12 protein-coding genes are annotated in these 14,606 nt (G+C 59.7%); all 12 read left to right on the top strand.

The features are described from left to right. Positions 1 to 40: 40 nt before the first annotated feature. The 12 genes from PM3016_RS26925 to sigE all read left to right on the top strand — a co-directional run bounded on the left by PM3016_RS26925 (position 41) and on the right by sigE (position 14,522). Positions 41 to 1,432: a UDP-N-acetylmuramoyl-tripeptide--D-alanyl-D-alanine ligase gene (locus tag PM3016_RS26925; RefSeq protein WP_014371633.1), complete on the top strand. Its 1,392-nt coding sequence runs from the start codon at positions 41 to 43 to the stop codon at positions 1,430 to 1,432. A gap of 4 nt (positions 1,433 to 1,436) precedes the next feature. Further along, a complete protein-coding gene (gene mraY / locus PM3016_RS26920) occupies positions 1,437 to 2,399 on the top strand; it encodes a phospho-N-acetylmuramoyl-pentapeptide-transferase (RefSeq protein WP_013917756.1) in 963 nt (320 codons plus the stop codon). A 2-nt stretch (positions 2,400 to 2,401) separates the two neighbouring features. After that, positions 2,402 to 3,823, top strand: a complete 1,422-nt coding sequence (murD, locus tag PM3016_RS26915; RefSeq protein WP_014371632.1) for a UDP-N-acetylmuramoyl-L-alanine--D-glutamate ligase — start codon at positions 2,402 to 2,404, stop codon at positions 3,821 to 3,823. Positions 3,824 to 3,903: 80 nt separating this feature from the next. After that, complete coding sequence (gene spoVE / locus PM3016_RS26910) at positions 3,904 to 5,001, top strand: stage V sporulation protein E (protein ID WP_016362883.1); 1,098 nt, start codon at positions 3,904 to 3,906, stop codon at positions 4,999 to 5,001. A 64-nt stretch (positions 5,002 to 5,065) separates the two neighbouring features. Next, positions 5,066 to 6,142, top strand: a complete 1,077-nt coding sequence (locus PM3016_RS26905; RefSeq protein WP_014371631.1) for an undecaprenyldiphospho-muramoylpentapeptide beta-N-acetylglucosaminyltransferase — start codon at positions 5,066 to 5,068, stop codon at positions 6,140 to 6,142. A 205-nt stretch (positions 6,143 to 6,347) separates the two neighbouring features. After that, positions 6,348 to 7,253 (top strand): UDP-N-acetylmuramate dehydrogenase, encoded by a 906-nt coding sequence (gene murB, locus PM3016_RS26900; protein ID WP_014371630.1) that lies wholly within the window; start codon positions 6,348 to 6,350, stop codon positions 7,251 to 7,253. Between the two features lie 15 nt (positions 7,254 to 7,268). Beyond that, positions 7,269 to 8,537 (top strand): UDP-N-acetylglucosamine 1-carboxyvinyltransferase, encoded by a 1,269-nt coding sequence (gene murA, locus PM3016_RS26895; RefSeq protein ID WP_014371629.1) that lies wholly within the window; start codon positions 7,269 to 7,271, stop codon positions 8,535 to 8,537. Between the two features lie 379 nt (positions 8,538 to 8,916). Beyond that, on the top strand, positions 8,917 to 9,780 hold the full coding sequence (locus tag PM3016_RS26890) for a cell division protein FtsQ/DivIB (protein WP_013917750.1): 864 nt from the start codon (positions 8,917 to 8,919) through the stop codon (positions 9,778 to 9,780). A gap of 220 nt (positions 9,781 to 10,000) precedes the next feature. After that, positions 10,001 to 11,254, top strand: a complete 1,254-nt coding sequence (ftsA, locus tag PM3016_RS26885) for a cell division protein FtsA (protein WP_014371628.1) — start codon at positions 10,001 to 10,003, stop codon at positions 11,252 to 11,254. Positions 11,255 to 11,301: 47 nt separating this feature from the next. Then, on the top strand, positions 11,302 to 12,453 hold the full coding sequence (ftsZ, locus tag PM3016_RS26880) for a cell division protein FtsZ (RefSeq protein WP_013917748.1): 1,152 nt from the start codon (positions 11,302 to 11,304) through the stop codon (positions 12,451 to 12,453). Between the two features lie 351 nt (positions 12,454 to 12,804). After that, on the top strand, positions 12,805 to 13,704 hold the full coding sequence (gene spoIIGA, locus PM3016_RS26875; protein ID WP_014371627.1) for a sigma-E processing peptidase SpoIIGA: 900 nt from the start codon (positions 12,805 to 12,807) through the stop codon (positions 13,702 to 13,704). A gap of 95 nt (positions 13,705 to 13,799) precedes the next feature. Continuing rightward, on the top strand, positions 13,800 to 14,522 hold the full coding sequence (sigE, locus tag PM3016_RS26870) for an RNA polymerase sporulation sigma factor SigE (RefSeq protein ID WP_013917746.1): 723 nt from the start codon (positions 13,800 to 13,802) through the stop codon (positions 14,520 to 14,522). The last annotated feature ends 84 nt before the right edge of the window (positions 14,523 to 14,606 follow it).

The raw sequence follows: 14,606 nt of genomic DNA, 5'->3' as shown, positions 1-14,606 counted from the left end.
ATCATCAGAACAAGAACGAAGCGATAAAGGGGCGGAAAGCATGATAGAGCGGACACTGGGCGAGATCGCAAGGATGGCGGGAGGCACGCTGGCGGATGCCGCTATGGCGGACCGGCCCGTGAAGGGCGTCTCGAAGGACACCCGGACCTTGGCCGAAGGCAACCTGTATGTGCCGATTATCGGCGAAGCGTTCGACGGGCACAACTTTGCCGAAGCCGCCCTGGAACAGGGGGCCTCGGGCCTTCTGTGGCAGCGGGATCACGGCAGCGGGCCGACCGGCGCGCCCCTGATCTATGTGGAGGATGCGCTGCAGGCGCTGCAGCAGCTCGCCACGAGCTACCGCAGGGAGCTGGCGGTGCGGGTCGTCGGGATCACCGGCAGCAACGGCAAGACCACAACGAAGGACATGACGGCCGCCGTCCTGTCGACCACGTTCCGCGTACACAAGACGCTTGGCAACTATAACAACCATATCGGGCTTCCGCTCACGCTGCTTCAGATGAACGAGGATACCGAGATTGCGGTGCTCGAGATGGGCATGAGCGGGCGGGGCGAGATCGAGCTGCTCTCGCGCCTGGCGGAGCCGGAGATCGCCATCATCACGAACATCGGCGAGGCCCACCTGCTGCAGCTGGGCTCCCGCCTCGAGATCGCCCGGGCGAAGGCCGAGATTCTCGCAGGCCTGCAGCCGGGCGGCGTGCTCGTCTATCACGGCGACGAGCCGCTGCTCCGGGAGGTGCTGCCGGAGTGGGAGCCGCAGGATTTCCGCGGGGTCACCTTCGGCAGGGAAGCGTCGAACGACCTGTTCCCGCTCGATCTCCGGCTGACGGAGTCCGGGACCCAGATGACGGTGAACACGGATCCGCAGACGCCGTACTACATTCCGATGCTCGGCGCCCACAATGCGGTCAACGCGCTGGCGGCGATCGCGGTCGGCCGGCACTTCGGATTGACGGCGCCGGTGATGGCCGAAGGCCTGCAGGGCCTCGTCATGACCGGCATGCGCATCGAAGTCAGCGTGGCGCCGTCCGGCCTCACGGTCTGGAACGATGCCTATAACGCCAGTCCGACGGCCATGCGGGCGGCGCTGGCCCTCCTGCATGAGGCGCAGGGCTTCGAACGCAAATATGCGGTGCTGGGCGATATGCTGGAGCTCGGGGAGAAGGAGGCCGAATTCCACCGGGAGATCGGCCGGGTGCTCGATCCCGCCCACGTGGAGGCGGTATTCCTCTTCGGCCCGCTTGCCGGACATATCGCCGAAGGCGCCCTGGAGAAGTTTCCGCCGGAGCGCGTGCGGCATTACGAAGACAAAGAAACGCTGGCGCGCGAGCTGGCCGAAGCCGCTTCGGCGCAGGATGTCGTGCTGATCAAAGGGTCTCGCGGCATGCGCATGGAGCAGGTGGCTTCGTTTTTAGTGCAATTGGGGGGATAATTCGGTGGATTTCAATATCGTTATGATCACGCTCGGCGTAGCCTTTCTGCTTGCGGTTATTATGGGGCCTCTCTTCATTCCCCTGCTACGCCGTCTCAAGTTCGGACAGCAGGTGCGGGGGGACGGTCCCCAGAGCCATCTCAAGAAATCGGGCACGCCGACCATGGGCGGGATCATTATCATGCTGGCGCTCGCGCTGGCGGTTCTCCGTTTCGGGGAACCCAACATGGAGACCGTGACGCTGCTCATCGCCACCCTCGGGTACGGGTTCGTCGGCTTCCTTGATGACTATATCAAAATCTTGTTCAAACGCTCTCTGGGCCTGACGGCACGACAGAAGCTCCTCGGGCAGCTGGTCGTCTCGATCGTCGTCTGCGTGCTTCTCGTCCAGATGGGGCACAGCACGGATATCCGCATTCCTTATCTTCATTTTTCGTTCGATCTCGGCTGGCTGTACTTCCCGTTCGTGGTCTTCCTGATGCTCGGCACCTCCAATGCCGTGAACTTCACGGACGGTCTCGACGGTCTGCTGGCAGGCACCTCGGCCATCGCCTTCGGCGCGTATGCGGTGATCGCGCTGAACAACACGCAGCCGAACATTGCGATTTTCTCGGCGGCCGTCGTCGGTGCGGTGCTGGGCTTCCTGGTGTTCAATGCGCACCCGGCCAAGGTTTTCATGGGAGATACCGGGTCGCTCGGCCTCGGCGGCGGTCTTACCGTCGTGGCGCTCCTGACGAAAGCGGAGCTGCTGCTCGCTCTCATCGGAGGCGTATTCCTGGTGGAGATTCTCTCCGTTATCATTCAAGTCGTTTCATTCAAGACCCGAGGCAAGCGCGTATTCAAAATGAGCCCGATCCACCATCACTTCGAACTCGTGGGATGGTCGGAGTGGCGCGTGGTCATCTCCTTCTGGACGGCGGGGCTGATCCTGGCGGGCATCGGACTATACATTAACGAGGTGTTGTAGGCATGGAGCATCCATCATCATACGGCGGCCGCCAGGTCGTCATTCTGGGCCTGGCGAGAAGCGGCGTGGCCGTGGCCAAATTGTTCCACGAGCAGGGTGCGCATGTCACCGTCAACGATAAGAAGGAACGCCAACTATGCCCTGAGGCCGACGAACTGGAGGCTCTGGGTATTTCTGTTGTCTGCGGGTCCCATCCCGCCGGGCTGGTGCATGAAGGCATCGCGCTCGTGGTCAAGAACCCGGGCATCCCTTACACGGTCGATCCGGTGCGCCGGGCGTCCGAGCTGGGCATCGAGGTCGTCACGGAGGTGGAAGTGGCTTACCGCATCTGCCGTGCGCCGATCATCGGCATCACCGGCTCGAACGGCAAGACCACGACGACAACGTGGACCGGACTGATGCTGGAAGCCGGCGGACTGAAGCCCATCGTGGCCGGGAATATCGGCCGGGCGCTGACCGAAGCGGCGCTGGAGGCGGAACAGGACAACCGGATGGTCGTCGAGTTGAGCTCGTTCCAGCTCAAGGGAACGGACCGGTTCCGCCCGCGGATCGGCTGTCTGACCAACGTGTATGAGACGCATCTCGATTATCACGGCTCCATGAACGACTACGTCGAGTCGAAGGCGAAGCTGTTCGCCAATCAGACCGAAGAGGATACGGCCGTGCTGAACTGGGACCATGAGATCTGCCGTCAAGTGGCGGAGGGCCTCCGCTCGCAGGTGCTGCCGTTCTCGATCCGTCAGGAGCTGGACTACGGACTGTATGTCCAGCCGCCGATCGGCGGGGGAAGCGAAGACGATGCCCACCGGATGCTCGTCTACCGCAGCCGGGACGGCGCTCTCCAGGAGATTCTGCCCATGAAGGAGATCGGCATTCCAGGAACCTTCAACGTGGAGAATGCGCTGGCCGCCAGTGCGATTGCGCTGACCAGCGGAGTGGGCGTGGAGGCGATCGCGGACGTCCTGCGTTCCTTCGGAGGCGTCGAGCACCGGCTGGAGCTTGTCGGCACGAAGGACGGCGTCCAGTTCTACAACAACTCCAAGGCGACGAACCCGACCGCGACGATCAAGACGATCGAGGCGCTCACGCAGGACATCATCCTGATCGCCGGGGGGCTCGACCGCGGATCCGACTATATGGAGCTGCTTCCCGTGTTCGGCCGGCAGGTGAAGGGACTTGTCGCCATCGGCGAAACGAAGGAAAAAATCGTTCGTGTCGCCCGGCTGGCCGGCATGAGCCGGGTGAAAACCGTCGATACTGCTAAGCAGGTGCAGGATACGGTCACGAAGGCGGTCCGGGAAGCGTTCGCCATGGCAAAGCCTGGGGATGTCGTGCTTCTCTCGCCGGCGTGCGCCAGCTGGGACATGTTCGCCTCCTACGAGGAAAGGGGAAGCATGTTTAGGCAGTCCGTGCATAACCTTTAAGAGGGGGCTGCAGGCGTTCCGGGGCTCGGTGCGGACGCAAAGGCGCCTCTAAGTCACGAAGGTTAGAGGTGTGGACAAAAATGGTCAAAGCTAGGTCGTCACCGGACATGTTGCTGCTCGGCTCCACGCTTGTGCTCCTGGTCATCGGCGTGGTCATGGTCTTCAGCGCCAGCGCGGTGCTCGCATTCCGTGAATTCGGGGATTCGATGTACTATTTGAAGCGGCAGGCGCTGTTTGCGGGGCTTGGCGTCGCAGCCATGGTGTTCACTATGAATACCGACTATTGGATCTGGAAGAAGTATGCCAAAATCGCCTTGATCGTCTGCTTTGTCCTGCTGGTTGCGGTCCTGGTGCCGGGCATCGGCGTGGTGCGCGGTGGCGCCCGCAGCTGGCTGGGTATCGGTTCCTTCGGCATCCAGCCCTCCGAATTCATGAAGATGGGGATGATCATCTTCCTCTCGAAGTGGCTCTCGGAGCGGCAGAACACCATTACGCTGTTCGCCAAGGGCCTGATGCCTCCGCTCGGTTTGGTGGGACTGGCCTTCGGCATGATCATGCTCCAGCCCGACCTCGGGACCGGAGCGGTGCTTGTCGGCGCATCCCTGCTTATTATCTACGTCGCGGGCGCACGCCTGCTTCATCTATCTTATCTCGGTATGGTCGGGGTCGCCGGACTCGTCGGCCTCATTATCGCTGCGCCGTACAGGCTCAAGCGGATTACCGCCTTCCTGGACCCCTGGGCCGATCCGCTCGGCGCGGGCTACCAGTCCATCCAGTCGCTCTACGCGATCGGACCGGGCGGGCTCGTGGGACTCGGTCTTGGCATGAGCCGGCAGAAGTACAGCTATCTCCCCGAACCGCAGACCGACTTTATCTTCTCCATTATTGCCGAGGAACTCGGCTTTATCGGCGGCACGTTCGTGCTCCTGCTCTTCACGCTGCTGGTATGGCGGGGGATGCGCACCGCCATTACGGCCCCCGATACGTTCGGCAGTCTGCTTGCCACAGGCATCGTAGGCATGGTGGCCGTCCAGGTCATCATCAACATCGGCGTGGTCATCGGCATGTTCCCCGTCACCGGCATTACGCTGCCTCTGATCAGCGCAGGCGGCTCATCGCTCACCTTGATGCTGACCTCGCTCGGCGTGCTGCTCAACATTTCCCGTTATTCCAGGTGACCCTGACTCCAGATACCTGGTCCAAGGCAACCTATCCCAGGTGAGTAGAAAGGTGAGCATCCCTATGAAAAAAATCGTCTTCACCGGCGGCGGCACCGCCGGCCATGTGACCCCGAACCTGGCGGTCATGGCCGAGCTCCGCAGGCAGGGTTGGGACATGGAATATATCGGCTCCCGCGACGGGATCGAGAAGGACATCATCGATCACGAAGGGATTCCGTTTCATCATATCGCCTCCGGCAAGCTGAGGCGGTATTTCGACCTCAAGAACTTCAAGGATCCGCTGCGCGTCATCCAGGGAACGCTGCAGGCGTACAGGCTGCTGCGCCGGATCCGGCCCCATATCGTATTCTCCAAGGGAGGCTTCGTCTCCGTGCCGGTGATCGTCGGCTGCCGGCTTGCCGGCATTCCGGTCATCGCGCACGAGTCGGACCTCACGCCGGGACTTGCGAACAAAATCTCGATGCCGTTCGTCTCGCGGATCTGCGTGACCTTCCCGGAGACCCTGAAGCATCTGCGGGGCGGCAAAGCCGAGTGCACCGGGCTTCCGATCCGGGAGCAGATTCTGAAGGGCAGCGCCGCCAAGGGAAGGCAGCTCTGCGATTTTCATTCCTCGAAGCCGGTGCTGTTCATCATGGGCGGAAGCCTCGGCGCCCAGAAGATCAACCAGGCGGTCCGCAGCATCCTGGATTCGCTTCTCCAGGAGTTCCAGATCATCCATATCTGCGGCAAAGGCAACACCGATCCCGGGCTGCAGGGGATCCGGGGGTACCGGCAGTTCGAGTACGTGAAGGATGAGCTGCCGGATCTGCTGGCCTCGGCCTCTCTGGTGATCTCCCGTGCGGGCTCCACCTCCATCTTCGAATTCCTTGCCGCACGCAAGCCGATGCTGCTGATTCCGCTGTCCCGGGCGGCGAGCAGGGGAGACCAGATTCTCAATGCCGAGTCGTTCCGTTCGCAGGGCTACTGCGAAGTGCTTCAGGAGGAAGAGCTGACGGCGGATTCGCTTCTCTCCGGCGTCAGCAGCCTGTATGCGGACAGGGAGCGCGTTCTGGCGAATATGGAGCACAGTCCCTACGGGGACGGTACAGCCCAGATCGTCCGTCTGATCGAAGCCCACCGGCTGAAGGAGGGCTCGTGAACATTCTCACTGGGCGATTGTCACACTCTAGCGTCTTCTACATAAACTACACTATAACCGTGACAGACGTCCGGGAGGCGCGGCGGACAGCCGCAAGCCGGCACCAGAGAGCCGTTAGAATGAGCCGGCCGGCTGACCGCCCGCCCGGCTGCCGGAATACTCCCGCAGCCGGCTGCCCCGGCGTTTCTGTGAAGGAGGTTTACCCATGCAACAGGTCATAACAGAACTTATGAACGGGACCTGCGGTGAAGTTCGGCTGAACGAACCGCTCGCTCCCTACACCACATGGAAGATCGGCGGCCCCGCCGACGTCCTGCTGATCCCCCGCGACAAGACGGAACTCGTGCGTGCCGTCAAGCTTTTGCATGCGCATCAGACGCCTTGGACGGCGCTGGGCCGAGGCTCCAATATGCTTGTTACCGACAAGGGCATCCGGGGTGTGGTGATCAAACTGGGGGATGCGCTCGAAACCGCGCGGTTCGAAGGGGAGCTCGTCTATGCCGGCGGCGCATTCTCGTTCATTAAGCTGTCGGTCATGGCGGGCAAGGAAGGATTGACCGGGTTGGAGTTTGCCTCAGGCATTCCGGGAACCGTGGGTGGAGCCGTCTTCATGAACGCCGGAGCGCACGGGTCCGATGTGTCACGCATACTACTGCGGGCTGAAGTTTTGCTCCCTGACGGGGAGTTGGTCACAATGCAAAAAGACGATTTGGCGTATGCTTACCGGCATTCGGTGCTGCAGCTGCAGCCCGGGATTGTGACGGAAGCGGTCTTCGGGCTGAAGTACGGCGACCGGCTGGAGATCGCAGCCACGCTGGCTTCCTACAAGGCCCGGCGTCTGCGGACGCAGCCCCTGCAGCTGGCCTGCGCGGGCAGCGTGTTCCGCAACCCGGACGGCCATTTTGCCGCCAAGCTGATCGAAGACGCCGGCCTCAAGGGATACCGGGTCGGCGGCGCCGAAGTGTCTCCGCTGCATGCCAACTTTATCGTCAACACCGGACAGGCGACAGCCCTCGACGTGCTGACCCTCATCGAACATGTGAAGCAGACCGTATCGGACCGGTTCGGTGTGCAGCTCATACCGGAAGTATTGGTGGTGGGTGAGCGGTAAATCGGAGGTGGGACTTTGGAAAAGTTGGTTATCGAAGGCGGGAAACCTCTATCGGGAGCCATCAAGATTCACGGAGCCAAAAACGCCGCACTGCCTATCCTGGCAGCCGGCATCATGGCGGAAGGCACCGTAGTCATTGAGAATGTGCCGGACTTGTCCGATATTCACGTGATGCTCGGGATTCTGCAGGCCCTCGGCTGTCAGGCGGAATACCAGGGGGATACGGTGACCGTGAACACGATGGGGGTTCATGAATTCCACATTCCGGAGCACTTGATGAGCCAGATGCGGTCTTCGATCTTCCTTATGGGCCCGCTGCTCGCACGGCTCGGCCGGGTGGAGCTGTATCAGCCTGGAGGGTGCGCGATCGGAGAGCGAAAGATCGATCTGCATCTGCGCGGCCTGACGGCCCTCGGTGCGCATATCGAGGAGAGCGGCAGCAAGATTGTTTGTACGGCCAAGGAACTGCGGGGGGCGGAGATCGTACTCGACTTCCCGAGCGTTGGAGCCACCGAGAATATCATGATGGCCGCCGCCACGGCCCGGGGTTCCACCACGATTACGGGAGCGGCGCGCGAGCCCGAGATTCAGGACCTCCAGAACTTCCTGAATTCCATGGGCGCCAAGATTATGGGGGCGGGGACGGACACGATCACCATCGAGGGTGTGCCGGTACTGACCCCGGGCACCTACCGGATCATCCCGGACCGGATTGTCGCCGGAACCCTCATGATCGCCGCAGCCGTCACGAAGGGGAACATTACGCTGGAGCAGGTGTGTCCGGCGCATATGACCTCGGCGATTCACGTGCTGAAGCGCGCAGGTGTTCAAATCGCAATCAGTGGTGATATAATGAACGTATGCGCTCCCACCCGTCCCAAAGCGGTGGAGCGGATCGTGACATCGCCGCACCCGGCCTTCCCGACCGATCTGCAGTCGCAGATTATGGTGCTGCTGAGCCTCGCAGACGGGGTAAGCGTAGTGAAGGAAACGGTTTTTGAAGGAAGATTCAAGCACGTGGATGAACTCTCCCGCATGGGAGCCGACATCCGGGTGGATCTCAATGCGGCCATGATCCGGGGCGTTCCCCGGCTGTACGGGGCCACGGTGGAAGCCACGGACCTTCGTGCGGGAGCGGCTCTGGTGATCGCCGGCCTTGCAGCGCAGGGGACGACGGTGATCGAACAGATTCATCACATCGACCGCGGTTACGACCGGATCGAGTCTATGCTGAGTGCACTCGGCGCAAGCATTCACAGGGTATCACCGGTACCATCGGAGTAACTTCTCCAGTCTTTGGATGGACCCGGTTTACACCCGCTCTGTCTATCCATTTTCACCTGCCTCATCCTTTCCGGTATCATTCGATTCCTGTTTCTTCCTATTATTATGATCACAACCGCCCTTCTATCCCTTTTTCTTCCGAGAGAGGGACCGGGCGGTTTACATATTTTGCTTGTCGGTTCGGCGCCGGGTGTCCTCCGTCCGCTCGGGATGAGGAGTGCTCTTCATTCCCGGCGGCCCGCGCCTGCCGCAGTCCGCGCGTTCTTCTTCGGAGCAAGATGAGGTACGGACTTCGGCAGGCTGTAGGGCTTACCCCCGGCTGTACGGATGAACGGCAGACGCCGTGCGGACAAGCGCTCCCCAGGAGGGAAATTGCATCATGGATGATCGACTCCCCGTTATGAAAAAGCCGGCGCCCTCCCGAAGCCGGGGCAGCCGCAAGCTGCTGACCGTACTCGTGATCTTCTTCATCGGGCTGCTGCTGGTTCTGTTCTTCCAATCCTCCCTGAGCAAAATCTCGAATGTCGAAGTGGCCGGCCAGGAGCTGGTGGACCCGGCGGAGATCCTGCAGAAGGCGGAGGTGAAGCAGGGGGACCACTTCTTCTCCGTATCCTCATCCGATATCGAGGAGAGGGTGCAGACCCTGCCGATGGTGGAATCGGCGGAAGTGACGAAGCACTTTCCGGGGCGCATCACCATCCAGGTGAAAGAGCATCCGAAGGTGGCCTACCAGATCGGTGAAGGGGGCCAGGTGGAGGTGCTGCTGGCCGATGCCAGCATCCTGCCCGTCAAAGTGCAGGGCGTTCCGCTGGACAAGCCCATTCTGACAGGCTGGCGTCCGGACGATCCCCTGAAGACCCGGCTCTGTCTGGCTATGGCCAAGCTGCCGCCTTCTTACTTCGCCGACATCTCCGAGATCAAGCCGGCTCCAAGCAATGCGTACCCGGACAAGATCCGGCTGTACACCCGCACCCAGTACGAGGTGCAGACGACCATTGGCAAGCTGCCCGAGAAAATCAAGTATCTGCAGTCTTATATTGCGAATCTTCAAAGCGACGGAATCAAGGGCGGCGTAATCAAGATGCTCGAAGCGGACTATTATACCGCCGTGGACGATACGCCGGAGCCGAAGACGCAGCAGAGCACCCAGCAAGCGGAGCAGACCCCGCAGCAAACGCCGCAGGAAGGCGGTTCCGCGGTCAAAGAGACCCCCTCGGAGGAGGGGGCGAAGCAGCAGGACTGATCCCCTCAGAGGGGATCGGGCCCTTTTTCGTCTGATAAAAAAGAACTACTCAAGCCTATGAAAAAATGGTAGAATTGTAATTATGGTATATTTTAAGCTTCTCCCTGAAAAATTATGCTAGAAAAAGAGGGAATCGCAGGGCCGTGTGGAATATTTACAAAATGGTTGACTATGCTGACCAAGGCTCAGATCGAATATATGTCACAGGAGGTGCCACGGGTTGAGCAGCAATGACATCATTGTTAGTTTGGACATCGGTACATCCAAAGTTCGGGTTATTATTGGGGAAGTCGTAAACGGCGCCATTAATATAATTGGAGTTGGATCTGCCGATTCCGAGGGAATTCGCAAAGGATCCATCGTGGATATTGATCAAACGGTTCAAACGATCCGTAGTGCGGTGGACCATGCGGAGCGGATGGTAGGCATTCAAATTGCGGAAGTGTATGTCGGCATCGCCGGGAATCATATCGCTCTGCAGTCCAGTCATGGTGTGGTTGCTGTATCCAATGAAGACCGTGAAATTGGAGACGACGATATCGAACGCGTCATTCAGGCGGCCAAGGTGATTCCTCTGGCACCGGAGCGCGAGATTATCGGCGTGGTTCCGAACCAGTATGTAGTAGACGGAACGGATCAGATTCACGATCCGCGCAGCATGATCGGCGTAAGACTCGAAGTGGAAGCTACAATCGTTACCGGAACGAAGACAGCCATACATAACCTGCTTCGCGTGGTAGAGAAATCCGGATTGAAGGTTGCAGGGCTCATCCTGATGTCGCTGGCGAGCGGTCATCTGGCTCTGTCCAAGGATGAGAAGAACATCGGAACGGTGCTCGTGGATATCGGGGCGGGCGCCACGACCATTGCCGTATTCAATGAGAACAACCTGGTGGCCACCTCCACGCTGCCTATCGGCGGGGAATACATCACCAATGACATAGCTTATGGCCTGAAGACGCAGGCGGATATCGCAGAGAAGATCAAACTGAAATTCGGCTGTGCGCTTGTGGATCATGCGGCAAGCGATCAGGTGTTCAAGGTGAACCGGATTGGGAGCAACACGGATAAGGAATTCTCCCAGGTGGATCTGGCCAATATCATCGAACCCCGCGTTCAAGAAATATTCCATTTGATCCGGCTCGAAGTGCAGAGGCTCGGTTTCGGTGACCTCCCCGGTGGGTATGTACTAACCGGAGGCACTGTGGCCATGCCGGGGATGCTGGCTGTCGCCCAGGTGGAACTTGCTACCTCCGTGCGAATCGCCGTACCGGATTATATCGGTGTCCGTGATTCCTCGTTTACGAGCGGTGTTGGCATTATCCAGTATGCTTCCCGTTATCTGCGCAGTTCGAAGCAAACGCAAAACTCGGGAGTCAAGAAACTGATTCCGAAGAAACCGGCTCCCGGTCAAGAGCAGCAGAAGCCCTCGGCCATGGAACGTTTCAAGAACTGGTTAAGCGAGTTTATCTAGCAGGGATAAGCTCATGATGAAAGCCTAATGAGGGGGAAGACGCTAGTATGTTTGAATTTGACATGGACATGGACCAACTGGCTAAAATAAAGGTCATCGGCGTTGGCGGCGGCGGAAGCAATGCCGTGAACCGGATGATCGAGAACGGCGTAAAGGGCGTAGAGTTCATTACCGTGAACACGGACGCTCAGGCGCTTCATCTGGCTCATTCCGAGCAGAAGCTTCAGATCGGGGACAAGCTGACCCGCGGTCTCGGAGCGGGCGCGAATCCGGAAGTGGGCAAGAAGGCGGCGGAGGAATCCCGTGAAGCGATTATGAATGCGCTCAAGGGCTCCGACATGGTCTTCGTTACCGCGGGGATGGGCGGCGGAACAGGGACCGGTGCCGCGCCGGTCATCGCCGAGATTGCCAAGGAATGCGGCGCGCTGACCGTAGGCGTGGTCACCCGGCCGTTCACCTTCGAGGGCCGCAAGCGGGCGCTGCAGGCCGAGCAGGGGATTGCCGCACTGAAGGAGAAGGTCGATACGCTGATCGTCATTCCGAATGACCGGCTGCTCGAGATCGTCGACAAGAAGACGCCGATGCTCGAGGCATTCCGTGAAGCGGACAACGTGCTTCGTCAGGGCGTACAGGGCATCTCCGACTTGATCGCTGTACCGGGTCTTATCAACCTCGACTTTGCCGATGTCAAAACGATCATGACCGAGCGCGGTTCCGCCCTGATGGGGATCGGGATCGCCACAGGGGAAAACCGTGCGGCGGAAGCCGCCAAGAAGGCGATCATGTCGCCGCTTCTCGAAACTTCGATCGACGGGGCACGCGGAGTGCTCATGAACATTACCGGCGGAGCGAATCTCTCGCTCTATGAAGTCAACGAAGCCGCAGATATTGTCGCGTCGGCTTCGGACCTGGAAGTGAATATGATTTTCGGTGCGGTCATTGACGAGCGGCTGAAGGAAGAAATCATGGTCACCGTCATTGCCACCGGATTTGAACATAAAGCGATTGCTCCAGGCCCGCGCAAGCCGGGTGCCGGAGCAGGCGCCGCTCCTTCCGCAGCAGCTCCACAGCAGGAACAGACGGACAACCGGCTGAACAACCTCCGTCCTTTCGGAGGCAGCCAGCCGTCGAGCGACCAGCTCGACATTCCGACATTCCTCCGCAACCGCAACCGCGGAGGCGGCTTCGACAACAAGTAGATCACAGCCTATCAAACAAGGCGGGTTCCCTATCAGGGAACCCGCTTTTTTTGTCATCGGATAGGTTTAATAAACCCGTAAATAAGGGCGGCGGAGGCCGTTTGTCCTGCTTTGTGCATTACCTTTATCAGCGGTGGAAGGCGGACTCGCAGGACGAAGCCGGTGCAATCTATCACTCTGTACGGGGCGCATCAGGAGAGAGACGGGGCCGGAACAGCACTTCCATGCGGCCCCGCCATCCGACAAAATTAGTTCGCCGCCCCCGGCATGTTTAGACAGACTTTGGAATACAGTTACTATATACTTGTCTCATTCGCGGAAGGAACAGGGCGGAGGCGGAGGAGGTGGGAGATGGTTGTTTATATCGACATCATTTTCCTTCTGAATCTATTGATTGACGGCGCGCTGCTGTGGACGACCGCCTGGACGCGCAGGATGGCGTTTCGCTGGTGGAGGCTTGCTCTGGCGGCGGCGATCGGGGGCAGCTACGCCGTGATGATTTTTTTTCCCCCGCTTTCGTTCCTGTATACGCTCGCTCTGAAGTTCACCCTGTCGCTGATCATGCTGCTTACCGCATTCGGGTTTGGAGGGCTGCAGCACTTTCTGAGAAACTTAGGCGCGTTCTACCTGGTGAACTTCGTGGCAGCCGGCGGGATCGTCGGGCTGATCTACTTCCGGCAGTCGGCCGGAGAAATCTTGAGCGGCATCCTGACCTTCCGCAGCTGGGACGTGACGCTGCTGCTGCTGCTCTTCGCCATTCCCTTCAGTGTGTGGCTGTGCCGGCAGGTGATCGGCGCCCTGCGGCGCAAGCAGGAGCTGGGCTCGTTTCTCGCCAAGGTGGATATCCATATCGGCGACTCGCTCACCACCTGTACCGGTCTCATCGACACGGGCAACCAGCTGTATGACCCGCTGACGAAGACGCCGGTGATGGTCATGGAGGCGCTGCAGTGGGCCGAGCATATCCCGGAGGCATGGCTGCCCCGGATCCGCAAGGCCGAGGTCGACCAGCTTGTGAATTCTATCGGCACCGACGCGTTCATCTGGCAGGACCGCCTGCGGCTTGTACCCTACCGGGGTGTCAACCGAAGCACGCAGTTCATGCTCGCAATCAAACCCGACCGGGTAGTCATCACCATGGAGGGCAGAACCATGGAAGCGATGAAGGTGCTCGTCGGACTGGACGGAGGACGTCTCAGCTCCGACAACGCGTACCAGGCCATCATTCATCCGTCACTCGTCCATACGTAGCTCAAGCCGTTGCAGACGGCAGATAACCGCCGGACAGGCAGGGTCCGGACGAACGACCGGTGGACCAACGACCCGATTGGAGGAGGAAGCGTACCATGATGCTGAAGTGGAAGCTGTCGATGCAAATTTTTTATTTTCGTCTCTTGCTGCTGTTCGGGCTCAAAGGGGAAGAGATCTACTACATTGGTGGAAGCGAAGCGCTGCCGCCTCCGCTCACCCGCGAAGAGGAAGAGTATCTGCTGGAGAAGCTGCCGTCCGGGGACGCGGCGATTCGGGGGATGCTCATCGAGCGCAACCTGCGTCTGGTCGTGTACATTGCCCGCAAGTTCGAGAACACGGGAATCAACATCGAGGATCTCGTATCCATCGGGGCGATCGGCCTGATCAAGGCAGTCAATACGTTCGATCCCGAGAAGAAAATCAAGCTGGCTACCTACGCGTCCCGCTGCATTGAGAACGAAATCCTGATGTACCTGCGCCGCAACAGCAAGATCCGTACGGAAGTGTCCTTCGACGAGCCTCTCAACATCGATTGGGACGGCAACGAGCTGCTGCTCTCCGACGTGCTCGGCACCGAGAACGATACGATCTACCGCAACATCGAGGAGCAGGTGGACCGCAAGCTGCTGCACAAGGCTCTCGACAAGCTGACGGAGCGGGAGAGGATCATCATGGAACTGCGGTTCGGGCTGCAGGACGGGGAAGAGAAGACGCAGAAGGATGTGGCGGATATGCTGGGCATCTCGCAGTCTTACATCTCCCGGCTCGAGAAGCGGATCATCAAGCGGCTGCGCAAGGAGTTCAACAAGATGGTGTGAAGTGGAAAAAATCTTTTTTTGGGATCGGTGCGAGTGTGCCCTGCCTTGATGTCATTGGGTTTGGATGCCCTGCGGGGGGATCCG

Source organism: Paenibacillus mucilaginosus 3016, assembly GCF_000250655.1.
Lineage (GTDB): Bacteria > Bacillota > Bacilli > Paenibacillales > NBRC-103111 > Paenibacillus_G > Paenibacillus_G mucilaginosus.
The sequence above is the reverse complement of the archived record's forward strand: the minus strand, read 5'-3'. Positions and strand labels throughout refer to the sequence as shown.